The organism is Achromobacter animicus (assembly GCF_902859585.1).
GTDB classification, from domain to species: domain Bacteria; phylum Pseudomonadota; class Gammaproteobacteria; order Burkholderiales; family Burkholderiaceae_B; genus Achromobacter; species Achromobacter animicus.
The window spans coordinates 113,389-132,825 of the sequence record NZ_CADIJM010000005.1; the positions used below are offsets into that span (position 1 = coordinate 113,389).

A 19,437-nucleotide genomic window follows, 5' to 3' on the forward strand; every position below is an offset into this window, starting at 1 on the left:
CCAAAGCCACCGGACACCACCATGTCATCCTCCAATTCCCACCCCTCCCTATCGCGCGGCCTGGTCTTCCTGCTGGCCGTGGGCGCCGGCCTGGGCGTCGCCTCCCTTTACTACAGCCAGCCGATGCTTGGCGTGCTGGGCGCGGACATCCACGCCAGCGCCGAGACGCTGGGCTGGATTCCGACGCTGACGCAGCTGGGCTACGCCTTCGGCATCCTGATGCTGGCGCCGCTGGGCGACCGCTATGACCGCAAGCGCATCATCCTGGTGAAAGCCGCCGTGCTGGCCCTGGCGCTGCTGCTGGCCGGCGCGTCGCCGACGATCGGCCTGCTGCTGGCTGCCAGCTTCGCCATCGGCCTGTCCGCCACGCTGGCACAGGACATCGTGCCGGCGGCCGCGCATCTCGCCCCGGCCGACCAGCGCGGCAAGATCGTCGGCACCGTCATGACGGGCTTGTTGCTGGGCATCCTGCTGTCGCGGGTGGTCAGCGGCTTTGTGGCCGAGCAATTCGGCTGGCGCATGATGTTCGCGGCCGCCGCCGTCAGCATCGTGGCGCTGGGCGCGGCCCTGTGGCGCGGCCTGCCGCGGTTCGAGCCGTCGACGCGGCTCGCCTACAGCGCGCTGCTGGGTTCGCTGCTGACGCTGTGGCGCCAGCACCCCGGCCTGCGCCGCGCCGCCACCGCGCAGGGTCTGCTGTCGCTGGGCTTCAGCGCCTTCTGGTCGACGCTGGCCGTGATGCTGCACGACGCGCCGTTCCACCTGGGCGCGGGCGCTGCCGGCGCGTTCGGTCTTGCCGGCGCCGCGGGCGCCCTGGCCGCGCCGCTGGCTGGCCGCGTGGCCGACACGCGGGGTCCGCTGGCGGTCGCCAGCCTGGGCGCCGGCCTGACGATGGTGTCGTTTGCCGCGATGATCTTCCTGCCCTTTTTGCCCACGCATGCCGCGCTGTGGCTCATCGGCGGCGCCGCGGTCGGCTTCGACCTGGGCATCCAGACCTCGCTGATCGCGCATCAAAGCATCGTCTACGGCATCGATCCGGCCGCCCGCAGCCGCCTGAACGCCATCCTGATGACGGGCGTCTTCATCGGCATGGCCGCCGGCGGCGCACTGGGCAGCCTGGCGCTGGCCCACTGGGGCTGGACCGGCGTGACGCTGACCGCAGCCGGCGCCGCGGCCGCCGCCCTGGCCCTGCGCCTGTGGCCCGCCAGCAACCGCAACGGCGAGGCCAGCCGCTACGCGGCGTGAGGATCGGGCCGGCGCTTTGCGCGCCGGCCCTTGCCGCTACACCAGCACCGACACCGTCTGCGTGTTGGTGTATTCCAGCAGTCCGTCCAGCGCGTTTTCCACCCCCACGCCCGACTGCTTGTGCCCGCCAAAGGGCACGTCGGGCGACATGACGTGGATGTGGTTGATCCACACGGTGCCGGTCTCCAGCCGCCGCGCAATCGATTGCGCCAGGGCCACATCCTTGGACCACACCGAACCGCCCAATCCGTAGTCGGTGTCGTTGGCCCGCCGGATCACCTCATCGATATCGCGGTACTTCAACAGCGGCAGCACCGGCCCGAAGGCCTCTTCGACCACGCTGCGCGCATCGTCGGGCGGATTGTCCAGGATGGTGACCGGCACGAAGTAGCCCTTGCCCTCAGGCACCTCGCCTCCCGTCAGAAAGCGCACGCCGGTCCGGTGCGCGTCGGCGATCAAATCTTTCACGCGTTCGAACTGCGCGCGGTTCTGGATGGGGCCGAGTCCGGTGCCGGGCTGCGAACCGTCACCCACGATGACGTTGGCCGCCTCGCCCGCCAGCGCGTCGGCAAACGCGTCATAGATGGACTCGTGCACGTACAACCGCTTGGTCGCCAGGCAATACTGCGACGAGTTGCGGAACGCGCCCCAGAACAGCTTGGCCGCCGTTTCCTTCACATCGACATCGGGCAGCACGATGGCCGCGTCGTTGCCGCCCAGCTCCAGCGTCACCCGCTTGAGCCGGCTTGACGCGCTTTGCATGACGCGGCGGCCGGTCACCGTGGACCCGGTGAAGGCGATCTTGTCGATGCCGGGATGCTCGGTCAGCCACGGCCCAAGACGGTCGCCGCCGCTGACCACGTTCAGCACGCCGGGCGGCAGCAGGCCGCGAAACAGTTCGCCCATCTTCAATGAGGTCAGCGGCGTGTACGGCGAGGGCTTGAGCACCACCGTGTTGCCGGCCAGCAGCGCCGGCGCGATCTTCCAGATGGCCAGCGTCATCGGAAAATTCCACGGCGCAATGGCGGCGACCACGCCGATCGGCACGCGCCGCGTTTCGAACCGGTGGCCCGCGCCGCTGTCATGATGTTCCACCGGCAGGTCGCGCGCGGCAAAGGCACGCAGCCAGGCAACGCAGCGGCCCACTTCTGCGCGCGCGTCCGCGTGCGGCTTGCCTTGCTCGCGCGTCAACAGGCGCATGAAGCCGTCGGCGTGCTGTTCAAGTTCATCGGCCATCTTGCGCAGCGCCGCCTGGCGCTCGCCGATAGGGCGGTCGCGCCAGGGGCCAAACGCCGCGCGGGCCGCCGCGATGGCGGCGTTCAACTGGTCCAGCGACGCATCGGGCACGGCCGCGATGCGTTCCTCGGTGGCGGGGTTGAGTACGTCGAAGGTCTGCGGCGACGTCTCCGCGCGGCCGTTCACCGTCATCGTGTAATCGGAATCCAGATTGATGCTCATGGTTGTGTTGCCTGTTCAAGAGTGACCGGGGATGCTTCAGGAACCGTGCCGTCAGTGGGCGAGAGCAGCAACCGGCCGACCACGCGGCCCGCGGCCAGATCCGCCAGCGCGGACTGCGCGTTATCCAGGCAGCGGCACGCGGTCGGAATGGCGATGGGCTTGCGTTCGCGCACCAGCGCCATCAACGCGCGCAGTTCGTCCAGGTTGCCGATGTACGAGCCTTCGATGCTGATGGCGCGCATCGGCACCAGCGCGGGCGACAGGGACAGCTCGCCGCCAAAGAGGCCCACCAGGATGAGCTGGCCGCCCTTGGTCAACAGATCCAGGCCCAACTGCACGGTGCTGGCCGCGCCCACGCAGTCGATCACGGCCCACACCGCGCCCGCCGCCTGCCGCACCTGCGCGGCGGCATCGGCTGCGCCAGGGTCGATGGCCGCATGCGCGCCCGCGGCCAGCGCCGCGCCCCGGCGCGCGCCGTCCGGCTCCACCACGACGACGCTGCCGCATCCCATCGCGCGCAGCAGCGTGACGCCCATCAGCCCCAGCCCGCCTGCGCCGATCACCACCACCGATTCCTCGGCCAGCACGTCCTCGGGAATCTTGCGGATGGCGCTGTACGTGGTCAGGCCCGAGCACGCGTAGGGCGCGGCCTGCTCGGGCCGCAGTTCGCCGATATCGACCAGGTAGCGCGCGTGCGGGGCCACGATGTGATCGCTGTAGCCGCCGGGGCGGAAGATGCCCAGAAAGCGCGGCGACGCGCATAGGTTCTCGCGGCCGCGTCTGCACACCTTGCAGTCGCCGCAGCCGATCCAGGGATAGACGAGGTAACGCTGCCCCGGCTGCACGTCCTCGGGCACGTCCGGCCCGGTGGCAACGACTTCGCCCACGGTCTCGTGCCCCAGCGTCAGCGGCAGCGTCACGCCGCGCTGCTGCATGCTCAGCCGCTTGCTGCCGCCCAGGTCGTACGAGCCTTCCCAGGTGTGGATGTCGGTGTGGCAGACGCCCGCGGTCAGCACGCGCAGCAGCACCTCGCTGCCCTGCGGCGCGGGCGTCGCGCGTTCGGCGCGCGTCAGCGGTTCGCCAAACGCCGTGACCTGATAGCTGATCATTCCGCGCCTCCGGACTTGGCGAGCGCGCAGCCGCCCTTGTCCAGCGGACGGAACGCCACGTTGCCGGGAATCACCGCAACCTGCTTGTACAGGTCCCACTCGCTCTTGGAGTCCGCCGGCTTCTTCACTTCAAACAGGTACATGTCGCGCACCACGCGGCCGTCCACGCGCAGCTTGCCGTCCTTCGTCATGAAGTCGTTGATCGGCATCTCGCGCATCTTCGACATGACGGCGTCGGCATCCTTGGTGCCCGCGGCCTTGACCGCGTTCAGGTAGTGCGTGACGGCGCCATACGTGCCCGCCTGCGTCATGGTGGGCTTGCGGCCAACCTTGTCCTGAAAGCGCTGCGACCACGCGCGCGTGGCGTCGTTCTGATCCCAGTAGAAGGCTTCGGTCAGCAGCAGTCCCTGGCCCAGCGGCAGGCCGATGGATTTGACGTCGGACAGGAACGCCAGCAGCGCCACCAGCCGCTGCGAGCTGCCCGGCCGGCCGATGCCGAAGTCCGCGGCCTGCTTGATCGCGCTGATGACGTCGTTGCCGCCCAGCGCCAGGCCGATGATGCCGGCCTTGGAGCTTTGCGCCTGCAGCAGGTACGAGCTGAAGTCGGGCGTGTTCAGCGGCGAGCGCACCGCACCCAGCACCTTGCCGCCGTTGCGTTCGATCACCGCCGACGCATCGCCCTGCAACGCGTAGCCGAACGAATAGTCCGCCGTCATGAAGAACCAGTTCTTGCCGCCCTGTTCCGTGACGGCCGCACCGGTGCCGTTGGCCAGGGCGTAGGTGTCGTAGGTCCAGTGCACCGTGTAGGGCGAACACGCCTTGCCCGTCAGTTCGGACGTGGACGCGCTGGTCACCATGACGACGCGCTTCTTCTCGCGGCCCAGTTCGCTGATCGCCAGCGCCAGCGCAGACGTCGGCAGGTCGGTGATCATGTCCACCCCGTCCTGGTCGAACCACCGGCGCGCGGCGGCGCTGGCCACGTCCACCTTGTTCTGCCCGTCAGTGAAGACCAGCTCGATCGGTTTGCCCAGCACCGAGCCGCCAAAGTCCTGCACCGCCATGCGCGCGGCCTCGACCAGCCCCTTGCCGCCGATGTCCGAGTACGCCGAACTCATGTCGGCCATGATGCCTATTTTTACGGGAGCCGCCGCGTTCTGCGCGTGCGCGCCGCTTGCGGCCAGGATCGCGCCCGCCAGCGCGAACGTCAGTTTGGGGATTGCCATGGACTTGTCTCCGTTATCGGTTTACGCCGTCTTTGCGGCGGTGTGCGTATTGCTCCGGGGAGCGTCCTTTTGTATCGTAGGCACGCGATTTCGCCTTCGTCCAAAGCGACGATTTTTCGCGCGCATCGCGGGTTTTCCCGCAACGATCCCCGCAAACCGCAGTCCTCGAACAGGCAGCCCATGCGTCATTCGTTCTCGATGGAACACGCGCTGGCCAGCGGCAAGCTCAATGCCCCGGCCGCGCATGGCGATCACGTCGCCCGGCTTGCGCTGTGCGAGGCGATCTGCCGTCCGGAAGGACCCAAGGTGGTGGTGGCGCGCGGCCCCGCGGGCTACGGCAAGACCACGTTGCTGGCGCAATGCCAGGCGCGTCTGCAAAGCGCGCCGATGCGCACCGCCTGGCTGACGCTGGACCGCGCCGACAACGACCTCTCGCGCTTTCTGCGTTGCCTGATGGCGGCGCTGGGTGCGCTGTCCGGCGACGCCAGCGCGGCGTTCGCCGCCCTCGATTCGGAGGACACGCTGGCGCTGGCGCTGGTCGAGGCCGTGGCCTCGCACGAGGCGCCGTTCGCCCTGGTGCTGGACGAATTCGAAGCTATCACCGCCCCCGCAGTGCTGGACCTGGTGCAGGACCTGATCGGGCGCCTGCCCGCGCACGGCCGGCTGTTGATCGGCTCGCGTCACACGCCCGGGCTGGCGCTGGGCCGCTTGCGCGCGGCCAATCAGCTGCTGGAAATCGACACCGCGCAACTGTGCTTTTCGGTGGACGAGGCCACGCAGTTCTTCGCGCGCCGCCAACCCATGCTGACGCCTGCCGAGGTCGAGCTGCTGCATCGCAAGACCGAGGGCTGGGCGGCCGCGCTGTGCCTGGCGTCCGCCTCGCTCGCGCGGCAGCCGTCGGCCGCCGCCTTCATCGAACGGTTCTCCGGCAGCGACCAGTCCGTGGCCGACTACCTGGCGCAGGACGTGCTGGCCAGCCAGACACCCGCGCTGCGGCGCTTCCTGCTGCGCACCAGCATCCTCAAGCAGCTCAGCGCGCCGCTGTGCCAGGCCCTCGTGCCCGACCTGGACTGCGCGGACCTGCTGCAGCAGCTGGAAGACGGCCACGTGCTGCTCACGCGCACCGCCACCGACGAACGTCATTACCGCTATCACAGCCTGTTCGCCAGCTACCTGCAGTCGCAGCTACGCGCGCAGGCGCCGGGCGACATCGCGCACCTGCACCTTGCGGCCTCGCGCTGGTATGAGGCGCAGGGCCGGCCCGTGCCGGCCATCGACCACGCCATCGACGGCGGCGACTTCGGCCGCGCGCTGGCGCTCTTGCAGACGCACGCCGAGCCGCTGCTGGCCGAGGGCCGGATGCGCCTCTTGTCGCGCTGGCTGGGCCAGTTGCCCGCCGCCGTGCTTGCCACGCGGCCGCTGCTGCAGGCCATGCAGATATGGGCCACCTGTTTCACGCGCGGTCCCGGCGAGGCGTCCGCCTTGATGGCGGACCTGAAGCTGGCCGGCAGCGCCGATCCCGCGGTGCAGGCGCACGTGCGCGCGCTGCAGCCGCTGCTGTTGTCCATGATGGATCGTCAGGAAGAAGCCTACGCCGCCGGGATGCCCAGCGTCGCCTCGCTGGGCGACGCCCTGTCGTTCACCGATACCGCGCTGGCCAACGCCATGGCCAACGTCAGCGCCGTCCTGGGCCGCTACCACGAAGCGCGCGCGCTGCTGGACACCGCGCGGCGCGCGCAAAGCCGCAGCGCCAGCACCTTCAACCTGATGTACTCGGAAGCGGTCGAGGGCATCATCGACCTGCAGGAAGGGCGCATGCGCCAGGCGGGCGCGCGCTTTCGCATGGCGGTGCGCGCCACGCGCAAGGGCGCCTACGGACAGGCCAACGGCAACGCCTGGGCCGGCGTGCTGTATGCCGCGTGGGTGTATGAGACCGGCGACCTCGCGCAGGCTGCGCGGCTGCTGCAGGTCTATGTGCCGCTGGGGCGCGACGTCGGCTTGCCGGACCATCTGATCCTGGGCTATCTGATGCAGGCGCGTGTGGCGTTCTATGAAGGCGATCCCGAACAGACCTTCTACCTGCTGGGCGAACTGGAGTATCTGGGCCACCAGCGCGGCCTTCCACGCATCGCGGCCAGCGCCCGCGTCGAGCGCGCGCGCGCGCTGCTGATGCAGGGCCATCCGCAGGCCGCGCGCGACGAACTGCTGCGCGCCGATGACGCCGACCTGTGGCGCCGCGTGGAAGCGCTGCGGCTGCCGGCCAACGACCTGTTGTATCCGCGGCTGGGACGTTTGCGTTGCGCGGCGTATGACGGCGATCCCGCCGCCGCGCTGCGTGAACTGGATCAGGACATCGCAAAGGCGTTGGCGGCGCGGCGCGTGCGGCGCGCGTACAAGCTTCAGTTGTTTCGCGCGGTGGCGCTGTCGCGGATGCAGGACGATGGTGCGGCAGCGGCACAGCTTGCGCCGCTGTTGCGGACGGCGCACTCCGAAGGTCTGTGCCGCGTGCTGGTGGATGAGGGCGCGGCGCTTGCCGGCCTGTTGCAACGCCATGCCGCGTCAGCGACCGGCAATGCGTGGTCGGCGTCAGAAGGCGCGCGTGCGTGGTGGCAGCGCTACCTGGCGCAGGTCGGTCCCTACGCAGCCGCTCCGATCACACCGGCCGCCGAATCGCCGTGCGCGGAAGGCCTTACGCCCAAGGAGCTGCGCGTGCTGCGCCTGTTGGCCGAGGGTCATTCCAACAGCGCCATCGCGCGGCAGCTCTTCGTTTCCGAGAGCACCGTGCGCACGCATCTGCGCCACCTGAACGTCAAGCTCAGTGCAGACAGCCGGACGCAGGCGGTGGCGCGGGCCCGCAGCGCGGGCTTGTTGTGACGGACGCGGCCGTGACTTATTCCGGCGTGTTGATCTGATCCGCCGAGATGATCTCCGCCACCAGCACCTGCCCCGGACCGTCCAGGTAATACTCTTCCTTGGCCGGCTCGCGCAGCTTCATGTAGGCGTCCTCGCCGATCTGCATGGTGTGGCCGGCAGCCAGCTCAGCGCCGCTTTCCAGCATGTAGCCCATGATGTTGTTGAACATGGTCGAGTACATCTCGCCCTCGTCATGGCCCGTCGCCAGCGCCGCGAAATCCGGCAGGCCGAACGCATCGCCGCCATAGGTGCGCATCCACACGCCCTGCACGCCTTCCACTTCATACTTCACGAAGCCGCAATACAGCATGTTCAGCGGCAGCGTGCGCAGGAGGTCCATGCTTTCGTCGCCCAGCGACTCGTCGGCAAACACGCCGGCCGGCAGCGACGTGTGCGCATGCTCGTTCAGCACCGCCAGCGCCTTGAAATTAGCCAACGCGCCCGCCACCGCGGCCATCGCCACATACTGCTCCAGCGGATCGGTCTCGTAGCCCGCGTAATACAGGATGATGTGGCTCACATGCGCGCGGACCTCGTCCTTCACCGTGGCCGGATAGTGCGACGGCGCCACGCAGGTTTCCAGCGCGTCCTTGGGGTAGGGCGCATTGAAGCCCACCAGCCGCACGACGTGCTTGTCCCAGCCGACCATGCCCAGGAATTCCGGCATGTCGGGCGCGATTTCGGCGCGCGCCTGTTGCATCGTCGGGTGATACGCGCGCAGCGCATCGGTCAGCGCCGCCTCGGAAATCGCCAGCGGTGCGGCGAACAGAACCTGCAGGCTCAACGGCTGCGCGATGTCCGGATTCGCCAGCAGGGCGTTGGAATCCGCGGGATCAGCGGCGTCGGTGGAGGCTTCCTTGCGGCCGAAGAAACGGGAGAAGAGGCTCATGCGTGTCCAGGGTTCGAAATAAAAACGGGGACAGTATAAGGATCCCGCTGGCGCATGCACCGCCGAGGTCGCCATTGGATACATCTTCGCGCGCCCGCTACTCCTCGAATCCGCGCGTCCCCACCGTCTCGACCACGAAATCAATGAAGGACTTGATGCGCGACGAGATCGCGGTATTCCGGTAGTACACCGCGTTGATCGGCTGCCGCACTTCCAGCAACTGTTTCACAAACAGCGGCTGCAATGCGCCGCTCGCGCGGTCGCCGCGCGTTATGAAGTCGGACAGGCACACGATGCCGCCATCGTTCAGCGCCAGCTGGCGCAGCGTCTCGCCGCTGTGGGCACGCACCTGCGGCTTGATATGCACCGGCTGCCCGTCCGCATCCAGCAGCGGCCATTCGTTCAGCGGTTCCAGTTGGGCAAAGCCCAGCAGCACGTGCGAGGCCAGATCCGCTGCACGCCGCGGCGTGCCGTGCCGCGCCAGATAGCCCGGGCTGGCCAGCACGCGCACGCGGCTCGTGCCCAGCGCCACCGCGTGCAGCGACGAGTCCTTCAGACGCCCGATGCGAAACGCCAGATCGGTGCGCCGCTCCAAGAGGTCGATGTTGCCTTCGTTGCTGGTGAGCTCCAGCTCCACCTGCGGATAGCGCTTGCGATAGGCCGGCACCAGCGGCGCGATGACGTGCAGCATGAAGGGCGACGCCGCATCCACGCGCAAAAGGCCCGCGGGCTGGTTGCGGCGAAGGTTCATCAGCTCTTCGGCCTCCTCGACCGACGCGATGATCCGGCGCGCCTGCTCCAGGTAGGCCTTGCCTTCTTCGGTCAGCGCCAGCCGCCTTGTCGTGCGCCGCATCAGCGTGGTCTGCAGCTTTTCTTCCAGCCGGCTCATGGTGCGGCTGGTGGCGGAGATGGTCTGGCCCAGCACGTCGGCGGCGGCGGTGATGGAGCCGCTGTCCACGATGGCGATGAAGACCTGCATTTCGTCGAGGGTGGTTTTCATATTTGACGTTTTATCAAAAGTATTTCGCCGATACCGGTATTTTTCCGCAAGGATACGGCGGGCACACTACGTCCATTCCCGAACACCGCACGTTCGGCCACGCACACCCCCAGGAGTTTTACATGAGCATCCCCGCCTTTGGCGTCGGCACCTTCCGTCTGCAAGGCCAGACCGTCATCGATTCCGTGCGCAACGCGCTGGACGTCGGTTACCGCGCCATCGACACCGCGCAGATCTACGAGAACGAAGCCGACGTCGGCCAGGCCATCGCCGAGTCCAACGTGGCCCGCGAAGACCTGTTCATCACCACCAAGATCTGGGTGCCCAATTACGCGAAGGACAAGCTCGTCCCCAGCCTGAAGGACAGCCTGGCCAAGCTGCGCACCGACTACGTGGACCTGACGCTGATCCACTGGCCCGCGCCGGACAACGGCGTTTCCGTCGACGAATTCATGACCGCGCTGGCCGACGCCAAGGCGCAAGGTCTGACCCGCCAGATCGGCATTTCCAACTTCCCCATCGCGCAAACGCGCGCCGCCATCGCCGCCGTGGGCCGCGAAGAAATCGCCACCAACCAGATCGAGCTCAGCCCCTATCTGCAGAACCGCACGCTGACCGCCTTCCTGAAGGAACAGGGCATTCACGTCACCTCGTACATGACGCTGGCGTACGGCAAGGTGCTCAAGGATCCGGTCATCGGTCAGATCGCGCAGCGCCACGAAGCCACGCCCGCGCAGGTCGCGCTGGCCTGGGCCCTGCAACTGGGCTATGCCGTGATCCCGTCGTCGACCAAGCGCGAGAACCTGGCCAGCAACCTGCTTGCCCAGGACCTGCGCCTGTCGGATGACGACATGGCGCAGATTGCCGCGCTGGAACGCAACGGCCGCGAAGTCAGCCCGGAAGGGTTGGCCGCGGCGTGGGACTGAACCGGAAGGCACTGAAACCATGCACACGACTGATCCGCTGTTTCAACCCCTGGCGCTGGGCGGCCTGACGCTGCCCAACCGCATCGTCATGCCGCCGATGACGCGCTCGCGCGCCACGCAGCCCGGCGATTGCGCCAATGCGCTGATGGCGCGCTACTACGCGCAGCGCGCGGGCGCCGGGCTCATCGTCAGCGAAGGCACCTACATATCGCCGATGGGCAAAGGCTATGCCGGCACCCCCGGCCTGTGCACCCCCGCCCAGGTGGCCGGCTGGCGCGGCGTTACCGACGCCGTCCACGCCGCCGGCGGCCGCATCTACGCGCAGCTCTGGCACGTGGGCCGGCTAAGCCACACCAGCCTGCTGGGCGGACAGGCGCCGGTGTCGTCGTCTGCGATTCAGGCAGAGGGCGTCAACGTCTTCATCCAGAACGAAGACGGCAGCCCCAACTTCGTGCAGGCCTCGGCGCCGCGCGCGCTGCCGGTCGCGGAAATCCAGGCCATCGTCGAGGAATACCGCCAGGCCGCGCGCAACGCCATCGCCGCGGGGTTTGACGGTGTGGAGCTGCACGCGGCCAACGGTTATCTGGTCAACCAGTTCCTGGATTCCGAGGCCAACAACCGCACCGACGCGTACGGCGGCTCGCTGGAAAACCGCATCCGCTTCCTGGACGAAGTGGCGCGCGCGCTGGTCGAAACCCTGGGCGATCCGGCCCGCGTCGGCATCCGTCTGGCGCCGCTCACGACGCTCAACGGCTGCGTGGATGCGGACCCCGTCGCCACGTACACCGCGGCCGCCAAGCGCCTGGGCGAGATCGGCGTGGGCTACATCCACATCGCCGAAGCCGACTGGGACGACGCCCCCGACATGCCGCTGTCTTTCAAAGAGGCGCTGCGCCGCGTGTATCCCGGCGTGCTGATCTACGCCGGCAAGTACACGGCCGAGCGCGCACGCGATGCGCTGCAGGCAGGCTGGGCGGATCTGATCGCCTTCGGCCGGCCATTCGTGGCGAACCCGGACCTGCCCGACCGCCTGCGCAACGACGTACCGCTGGCCGAGCATGACAGGAACACGTTGTTCGGCGGAGATGCGCGCGGGTTGACGGACTATCCGGTGTCCGGGGCGCGGTAAATCCACACGCCCCAAACGAAGCCGCCCGCGCGCCAGAATTGGCGCGCGGGCGGTAAGCCGTCATCCGGCCGGTTTACTGGGCTTCGTAGCGCGGCGAGCGCGGCCCGTACAGCATGCCGCCAGGCGTCCCGGCGCTGAGCAGTTGCGCGTTCGTCATGCCGGCCACACTGTAGCTGCGGTCCGTCAGGTTGTTGACCACCTGATCCACCACCGCCTGCACCAGCATGCCGATCAGGCCGCCGTTGCTGTTGTTGTTGGCATGCACCACCTGCTTGGAGCCGCTCCAGAGCTTGGCGCCGTTGCGCAGGTCGAGCAATTCAGCGTCGATCGAGACCGTAACGGTGCTGGCCAGGACGGCGTAGCTGGCGCCGTACTGCTTGACCGTCATGTACAGCGCCGCATCGGCGCCAAAGATCTCGCGCAGCTTCACGGCGGGCAGCTCGTGGATGTCGTCGGGCGAAGTCAGGCCGTTCTGCTTGAACGTTTCTTCCATGACGCCAACCGGAATCACGTAGTAGCCGGATTCGGCGAGCGGGCGCGTGGCCTGCGACAGCACGGCCGCGGTGGCCGACACGTCGACCGACGTATTCAGCGGCGGCAGCACGAGGATCGACGCCGGCTTGCTTTCGCGAAACGCGGTGTAGTCGACGTTGTTTTGGGGCGGCGCCACGCAGCCGGTCAGCAGCGCCACGATGGCCACGAGGCCGGCGCGCATGAGTTTGTTCATCATCACGATCCCTTCTTCAACGTGCCGGCCTCGGCGGGCGCGGCCGGCGCGGCGGCAGCGGGTTTGACCGAAGCAGGCGATCCTGCGGCGGGCGATCCCGCGGCAGGCGAACCTGCGGCAGGCGCCCCCGCAGCCACCGTACCCGCCCCCTGCGCGGCAACCGTCTGCGGCTTGCCCGCGTTGCGCAGCAGGAAGTCCATGAACGGCGCGGCTTCCGGGAAGGCCGCCTTCTCGCCCTGCATCTGCTCGACGCCCTTGTCGCCGTCGCCCATCTTCATGTAGAGCATGCCCAGATGCGCACGGAAACCGGGCGGGAGTTCGGCGTTGGACGCGCGCGCCGTCTCGATGTTCTGTTCCATGGCGAGCGTCTGGGTCGCGTAATCGCCGCCGTCGTCCTTCAGGTAGGAATAGACCGAGCCCTGATAGGACTGCCAGCTATACATGGACTTGGGCTGCTGCACGCAGGCCGACAGCACGCCGGCAAGGGCGGCGATCGCCAGTGCGCGGCCCGCGCGCGCGGCGCACGTGCGGGGTTGGTGGGTATGAATGGTCATCCCGGCCTCCGTCAGTTGCGGGCGGGCTGCCAGGCGCCCTGTTCGATGCCGTCGACCAGGCGGTCCACGGCTTCACGGATGGCCAGGTCCAGCACCTTGCCGTTCAGCGTGGAGTCGTAGCCGGCGGTGCCGCCAAAGCCCACGACTTCGCGGTTGGACAGGCTGTATTCGCCGGCGCCGGACGCGGAATAGACCACTTCCGAGGTCGTGGCATCCACCACGTTCAGGTCGACCTTGGCATAGGCCACCTGTTCCTTGCCGCGGCCCAGGATGCCGAACAGTTGCTGGTCGCCGGTGACCTTGCGGCCGAAGGCCGTCACGTCGCCCGTGACGACGTAGCGCGCGCCCTTGATCTGGGCGGCCTTCTTGTTGAACGCGGCTTCCTGGGCGATTTCGGACAGGTTGTCGCGGTCCATCACCTGGAATCGGCCGCTGCGCTGCAGGTGGCTGACCAGGATCGTCTTGGCTTGGCCGCCCAGGCGGTCCACGCCGTCCGAGAACACGCCGCGCAGGTAATTGGTGCGGTTGTCGAACTTGCCGACGGAAATGGGGCTGCGCACACCCGCGTACGGCTTGCTGGCCGCCGCGACGGCCGGCACGGCCACGGCTTGGGAACGCTCGGTGGCGCAACCTGCCACCACGGTGGACAGCAAGGCCAATGCCCCGATCTTTACAACCTTGTTCAACATCTTTTTCTCCAGGCCGCTCCTGGCCCCATTTGCGGCGGGCGGCATCCGTCCATTGAATTGAACCCGGAGTATATGTACTGAATTACTTAGATACTATTTGAAATAAAGCCCAAATTCGGGTCCTTTTTGACGCTCAACAAGGAAACTGCGGATTACCGCCTAACCAATAAGTATGGTTTTCGGGCGCCGGACGCCCAGCGCGGCGGCGCCGGGCCATACACTGCCTCATCGCAGCGCGCGCCAGCCTTTGGACGGCCCTTCGGTCAGCGCGCCAACGACGGGAGCCCCTCCTGGTATGAACGATCCAACGCCCGACGATCCCTCCTGGCTGCGCCCGCGGTTTCTCCTGGCGGTCGTCCTGACCGGCCTGTTCGCCGGTCTGGGCGGCATGCTGCTCGGCATGTTGCTGCACGCCGTCCAGCACCTGGCGTACGGCTACGGCGGCGGCCACATCATCAGCCACGAATCCTTTCTTGAAGGCGTGCAGGCCGCCAGCGGCCCGCGCCGCGTACTGGCGCTGGTGCTGTGCGGCCTGGCGGCCGGCGGCGGATGGTGGCTGATCTATCGCTATGGCCGTCCCCTGGTCAGCGTCAAGAAGGCGGTGTCAGACCCCACGCAAGCCATGCCCCCGGCGACAACGATGGCGCACGCCATCCTGCAGATCATCACGGTGGGCCTGGGATCGCCGCTGGGACGCGAGGTGGCGCCGCGCGAAGTCGGCGCGCTGGCGGGCGGCCGGCTGGCCGCGCTGCTGCGGCTTGCCCCCGCGCAGCACCGGATCGTGATCGCCTGTGGCGCCGGCGCGGGGTTGGCCGCCGTCTACAACGTGCCGCTCGGCGCAGCGCTCTTCGTGCTGGAAGTCCTGCTGGGCTCGTTCGCCTGGCCCGCCGTCGTCGCGGCGCTCATTGCCTGCTGCATTGGCGCCGTGGTGGCCTGGGCGGGATTGGGCAACGACATCCAGTACGCCGTACCCGCCATGCAGATCAACGCCAGCCTCGTGGTTTGGGCGATCGCCGCCGGGCCGCTGTTCGGATGCGCGGCCCACGGCTGGCAGCGGCTGACCGCCGCGGCGCGCGCCCAGGCCGCCCGGGGCTGGCAATTGCCCGTGGCCTGCCTGGTCAATTTCACGCTGATCGGCCTGCTTGCCATCTATCTTCCCGCGCTGCTGGGCAACGGCAAGGGGCCGGCGCAACTGAGTTTCGACAATGAACTGACCATCGCCCTGGCCGCCACGCTGGCCGTGATGAAGGTGGTTGTCGTCGCCTGCACGCTGCGCGCGGGCGCGGAGGGCGGTCTGCTCACCCCCGCCATCGCCGTCGGCGCATCAATGGCCGTCGTGCTGGGCGGCCTGTGGAGCCTGGCCTGGCCCGATTCGCCGCCCGGCGCATTTGCCGTCGTGGGCGCGGCCGCCTTTCTGGCCTCGTCGATGCGCATGCCGCTCACCGCGGTGGTGCTGATCCTGGAATTCACCCGGGTCGACCAGGCCCTTCTTGTCCCCATCATCGTGGCCGTGGCCGGCTCGGTCCTGACCAGCCGCTATCTCGCCGCCCGCGGCGCGCGGCTTGCCGACGCCCCCGCCGCCGCGCGCACCGCTTCCTGAAATCCGGAGATCCGCATGTCCCAAGGCAAACCCATTGGCATCCACCGCTACGACGCCCCGGCAGGCGGCTGGGGCGCGTTGAAGGCGACCGCGCAGGCGGTGGCCAACCAGATGCGCATTGCCGAAGCGCCCGTGCTGCTCTTGCGCACCAACAAGCCCGACGGGTTCGACTGCCCCGGCTGCGCCTGGCCCGACAAGGCGCATACGTCCACGTTCCAGTTCTGCGAAAACGGCGCAAAGGCCGTCACGTGGGAAGCCACCCGCAAGCGCGTGACGCCCGAGTTCTTTGCCGCGCACACGGTGACCGAACTGCTGACCTGGACCGATCACGACCTGGAGAACGCAGGCCGCCTGACCCATCCGCTGGCCTACGACGCCGCCAGCGACACTTACCAGCCCATCGAATGGGATGCCGCCTTTGCACGCATCGGCCAGACGCTGGCCAGCCTGCCGGACCCGGACATGGCCGAGTTCTATACGTCGGGCCGCGCATCCAACGAGGCCGCGTTTCTCTTCAGCCTGTACGCCCGCGAATTCGGCACCAACAATTTCCCCGACTGCTCCAACATGTGCCACGAGGCCACCAGCGTCGGGCTGCCCAAGGCCATCGGCATCGGCAAGGGCACGGTGTCGCTGGACGACTTCGACAAGTGCGATCTCATCATCTCGATGGGGCACAACCCCGGCACCAACCATCCGCGCATGATGGGCACCCTGCATGAATGCGCGCGCCGCGGCGTGCCCATCATCGTGTTCAACCCGCTGCGCGAGCGTTCGCTGGAGCGCTTTGCCGATCCGCAGGACCCGATCGAGATGGGCACCTTCGGCTCCACGGCCATCGCCTCCACGTACTACCAGGTCAAGGTCGGCGGCGACGCCGCCGCGCTCAAGGGCATCATGAAGGCGCTGATGGACGCGGACCGCGACGGGCGCAACACGCTCGACCACGAATTCATTTCGAGGCACACGAACGGCTACGAGGCCTTCGCGCAGGACCTGGACGCCACGAGCTGGACCGACATCGAACAGGCCAGCGGACTGCGCCGGCGCGACCTGGAGCTGGTGGCCGAGGCCTATGCGCGTTCCAACGCCACCATCGTCACGTACGGCATGGGCATCACGCAGCACGAAAAAGGCACGAGCAACGTGCAGCAGATCGCCGCGCTGCTCTTGATGCGCGGCAACTTCGGCAAGCCGGGCGCAGGCATCTGTCCCCTGCGCGGGCACTCCAACGTGCAGGGCAACCGTACGGTGGGCATCACCGAGAAGATCGACAACACCATGTTCGACCACGTCGAGCAGACCTTCGGCTTCCGGCCTCCCAACCGCACCGGCCATGATGCGGTCGAAGCCATGAAGGCGATGGCCGCGGGCCGCGCCAAGGCGCTGATCTGCCTGGGCGGCAACTTTGCGATTGCGCTGCCCGATACCGAGGCCTGCGAGCGCGGCATGCGGCAACTGGATCTGGCGGTGCATCTGAACACCAAGCTGAACCGCTCGCACCTGTTGATCGGCAAGGCGTCGATCATCCTGCCGGTGCTGGGCCGCACGGAGAGCGACGTGCAGGCCGGCGGCGCGCAATCGGTCACGGTCGAGGATTCGATGTCGATGGTGCATGCCTCGCGCGGCAAGCTGGCGCCCGCCTCACCGCACCTGCGTTCGGAACCGGCCATCATCGCCGGCATGGCGCAGGCGACGCTGCCGAACAGCCGCGTCAACTGGGCGCACCTGATCGAGGACTACGACCGCATCCGCGACCTGATCGAAAAGATCTATCCGGATTTCCGCGACTACAACGCACGAATCCGCATCCCCGCCGGCTTCCGGCTGCCGCTGCCGCCCACCGAGCGCATCTGGAAGACAGCGTCGGGCAAGGCGGAATTCATTCCGTTCGCGGGTTTGCGCGAAGACCCGGATATCGTCGAAGGCAACATCCTGCGGCTCACCACGCTGCGCAGCCACGACCAGTACAACACGACGATCTACGGCATGGACGACCGTTATCGCGGCGTGTTCGGCCGGCGCGACGTGCTGTTCATGAATGCCGCCGACCTGGCGCGCTACGGCATTGCGCACGGCGACGAGGTCGACATCGTCACCAGCCTGCCCGGCCAGACGCACCGGCGGCTGCGGCTGACGGCCATCCAGCATGACATCGCGGCAGGGTCAGTGGGCGCGTACTACCCGGAAGCCAACAACCTGTGCCCGCTGGATTATCAGGACTCGGCAAGCGGCACACCCAGCTACAAGTCGATTCCGGTGCGGATCCAGAAAGCGGCCTGAGCGCCGCAGCATGCCTCCGGCCGCCGCGCCTCATCCCTCTGGACGAGCGCAAGCGGGGCCGGATGATGCGTAAGCACCATTGCACATTCAAGGATTAATACTTTCGGCTACTAGCAAGGCGGATGAGGTCCGCATATATATCCCTGCAATGGGCGCCGCATCATCGTCGTCATGTCGTCTTGCCAAGAACACCCGCGCCCGTTCCCAGGAGACCATCGATGGCACGATGTCCTTTTGCGACGTGGCGGCCCATATCGGGTTCGTGCGGGCCTCATCTTGGCGGCCCCTTCAAGATCGTCCATCACACCACCGAAGGCAGCACCGCGCAGGGTGCGATGGACGCGTTCCGCCGCAACCGCTCCGACCCCCACTTCACGGTCGACGCCACCACCATCTTCCAGCACGTCGACACCGCAGAAGGCGCGCGAGCGCTGCGCAACGATGCGGGCGGCGTGCAGACCAACCGCGATTCGGCGGTGCAGATCGAGCTGGTGGGATTCGCGCATCTGCCCAAGGACAGCCGCGCGCTGACCAACGTGGCGCGCCTATGCCGCTGGATCGAGGAACAGCACGGCATCCCGCGCAAGTGGCCGTCTGGCCGCCCGCTTCCAGCCAAGAACGGCAAGGATCCCGGCGGCCACAGCCGCGACCCCGCCATCTGGGATTCGGCCAGCGGGCATTTCGGCCACTGCCACGTCCCCGAAAACTCGCACTGGGACCCCGCTTATTCCGCGGCGGAAGCGGACTTCATCCTGGCCGCCACGTTCTCGGAAGACGGCGCGCTGGTGTCGCCCGCCCCGCCGCCGCGTCCGGCCGCGCGCCGTGCATCCAAAAGCGCCGCGCCCACCTCGACCATGCCGGACCACGGCGTCAACGCGGTTGGTATCCACGGCTACCTGAACGATCTGGCCGTGCAGACGCTGGAGCCGCCCGGCATGCCCGTCGCGCGGCGGCGCGCGCCCGCCAAGCGTTCTGGCGCCGTCCTGCGTGCCGGCGCCGCGGGCAAGACCGCACGGCAGGCGCCGCAGGCCAGCATCAACGCCGGCAGCGTGCTGTCGTTTGCGGCGGGCCTGCAGGAGCAGGAACGCGGCGACGTGCTGTATTCGCTGCAACTGGCGCAACGCGCGGCCAGCGCCGCGCATGACAGATTCACCCAGTCGCAGGCCTGGTATCAGACCTACGTGGAAGTGCTGGAGAACCTGGGGTGGACCAGCGGACAGATGAGTTTCACCCATCACGAGGAAGACGAGCGCGAGTTCCGCATGGACCAGGTGGCCGTCGACCTGCTGCTGGCCGTCGCGCGGCGCGATCAGCTGGCGGTGCTGGACCAGGCCGTGACCGCGTTGGGCCAGCTGGCCGAAGACGACGACACCGTGAAGCTCTTCGACTTTCACGCGTCGTCGCAGTCGGGCGGCAACTTCCAGCTGGGCGCGGTGCAGCGCGATCGCGGCGGCGGGCTGTCGATGGCGCTGGGCGCCTACTACTTTCGCGCCGTGGACAGCCGCAAGCGTTTCCTGTTTGCGCAGTGGGGCGCGCGCCAGGTGAACTTCTGGGCCTGCGCGCAGCGCCTGACGCTGAACGCCGCCCTGTATGAACAGCTGCGCGACGACGTGCAGGCTAAGCTGGCCGCCGACGCGCCGCGCTACATCGCCAGCTTGAAGCTGGCGTACTAGCCGGCAGCCGGCATTGGGAGAA

The 19,437-nt window shown here is 68.0% G+C and carries 15 protein-coding genes; 7 read left to right on the forward strand and 8 right to left on the reverse strand.

Features of this window, described 5'->3' with window-relative positions:
• Positions 1-21 precede the first annotated feature (21 nt).
• Positions 22-1,242, forward strand: a complete 1,221-nt coding sequence (locus HV681_RS14795) for an MFS transporter (protein WP_175123785.1) — start codon at positions 22-24, stop codon at positions 1,240-1,242.
• 36 nt (positions 1,243-1,278) lie between these two features.
• Here HV681_RS14795 and HV681_RS14800 read toward each other — a convergent pair whose 3' ends face one another.
• From HV681_RS14800 to HV681_RS14810, 3 genes are read right to left on the reverse strand one after another with little or no spacing between them, the layout of a single operon-like run.
• The gene (locus HV681_RS14800) at positions 1,279-2,700 is read right to left on the reverse strand and encodes an aldehyde dehydrogenase family protein (protein WP_175123786.1); all 1,422 of its coding nucleotides are present in this window, start codon (positions 2,698-2,700) and stop codon (positions 1,279-1,281) included.
• The gene (locus tag HV681_RS14805; RefSeq protein ID WP_175123787.1) at positions 2,697-3,809 is read right to left on the reverse strand and encodes an alcohol dehydrogenase; all 1,113 of its coding nucleotides are present in this window, start codon (positions 3,807-3,809) and stop codon (positions 2,697-2,699) included. Before HV681_RS14805 ends, HV681_RS14800 begins: the two co-directional genes overlap by 4 nt.
• A complete protein-coding gene (locus HV681_RS14810) occupies positions 3,806-5,032 on the reverse strand; it encodes an ABC transporter substrate-binding protein (RefSeq protein WP_175123788.1) in 1,227 nt (408 codons plus the stop codon). Before HV681_RS14810 ends, HV681_RS14805 begins: the two co-directional genes overlap by 4 nt.
• A 180-nt stretch (positions 5,033-5,212) precedes the next feature.
• Between HV681_RS14810 and HV681_RS14815 the strand changes: the two genes are divergently transcribed.
• Positions 5,213-7,906, forward strand: coding sequence for a winged helix-turn-helix domain-containing protein (locus HV681_RS14815; protein ID WP_254594976.1), 2,694 nt, complete (start codon positions 5,213-5,215; stop codon positions 7,904-7,906).
• A 16-nt stretch (positions 7,907-7,922) separates the two neighbouring features.
• Here the strand turns inward: HV681_RS14815 and HV681_RS14820 are convergent, their stop codons facing one another.
• Both HV681_RS14820 and HV681_RS14825 read right to left on the reverse strand, forming a co-directional pair.
• Positions 7,923-8,834: a DUF4261 domain-containing protein gene (locus HV681_RS14820; RefSeq protein WP_175123789.1), complete on the reverse strand. Its 912-nt coding sequence runs from the start codon at positions 8,832-8,834 to the stop codon at positions 7,923-7,925.
• Positions 8,835-8,931: 97 nt separating this feature from the next.
• A complete protein-coding gene (locus tag HV681_RS14825) occupies positions 8,932-9,834 on the reverse strand; it encodes a LysR substrate-binding domain-containing protein (RefSeq protein ID WP_175123790.1) in 903 nt (300 codons plus the stop codon).
• 122 nt (positions 9,835-9,956) lie between these two features.
• Between HV681_RS14825 and dkgB the strand changes: the two genes are divergently transcribed.
• Entirely contained in the window at positions 9,957-10,760 is an 804-nt protein-coding gene (dkgB, locus tag HV681_RS14830) for a 2,5-didehydrogluconate reductase DkgB (protein ID WP_175123791.1), read from the forward strand.
• Positions 10,761-10,779: 19 nt separating this feature from the next.
• On the forward strand, positions 10,780-11,889 hold the full coding sequence (locus tag HV681_RS14835) for an alkene reductase (protein WP_175123792.1): 1,110 nt from the start codon (positions 10,780-10,782) through the stop codon (positions 11,887-11,889).
• Positions 11,890-11,962: 73 nt separating this feature from the next.
• Here the strand turns inward: HV681_RS14835 and HV681_RS14840 are convergent, their stop codons facing one another.
• Genes HV681_RS14840 through HV681_RS14850 form a run of 3 tightly spaced genes read right to left on the reverse strand, consistent with a single transcriptional unit; the run spans position 11,963 to position 13,859 of the window.
• Positions 11,963-12,619 (reverse strand): DUF799 domain-containing protein, encoded by a 657-nt coding sequence (locus HV681_RS14840; protein ID WP_175123793.1) that lies wholly within the window; start codon positions 12,617-12,619, stop codon positions 11,963-11,965.
• Positions 12,619-13,170 carry a DUF4810 domain-containing protein gene (locus HV681_RS14845; RefSeq protein ID WP_175123794.1) on the reverse strand — a complete coding sequence of 184 codons (552 nt, stop codon included), beginning with the start codon at positions 13,168-13,170 and terminating at the stop codon, positions 12,619-12,621. Before HV681_RS14845 ends, HV681_RS14840 begins: the two co-directional genes overlap by 1 nt.
• Positions 13,171-13,181: 11 nt before the next feature.
• The gene (locus HV681_RS14850; protein WP_175123795.1) at positions 13,182-13,859 is read right to left on the reverse strand and encodes a CsgG/HfaB family protein; all 678 of its coding nucleotides are present in this window, start codon (positions 13,857-13,859) and stop codon (positions 13,182-13,184) included.
• 295 nt (positions 13,860-14,154) lie between these two features.
• Between HV681_RS14850 and HV681_RS14855 the strand changes: the two genes are divergently transcribed.
• From HV681_RS14855 to HV681_RS27740, 3 genes are all read left to right on the forward strand, one after another.
• Entirely contained in the window at positions 14,155-15,459 is a 1,305-nt protein-coding gene (locus tag HV681_RS14855) for a chloride channel protein (protein ID WP_175123796.1), read from the forward strand.
• Between the two features lie 15 nt (positions 15,460-15,474).
• The gene (locus HV681_RS14860; protein ID WP_175123797.1) at positions 15,475-17,742 is read left to right on the forward strand and encodes an FdhF/YdeP family oxidoreductase; all 2,268 of its coding nucleotides are present in this window, start codon (positions 15,475-15,477) and stop codon (positions 17,740-17,742) included.
• Between the two features lie 218 nt (positions 17,743-17,960).
• Positions 17,961-19,415, forward strand: a complete 1,455-nt coding sequence (locus HV681_RS27740) for a peptidoglycan recognition protein family protein (RefSeq protein ID WP_217467853.1) — start codon at positions 17,961-17,963, stop codon at positions 19,413-19,415.
• Positions 19,416-19,437 lie beyond the last annotated feature (22 nt).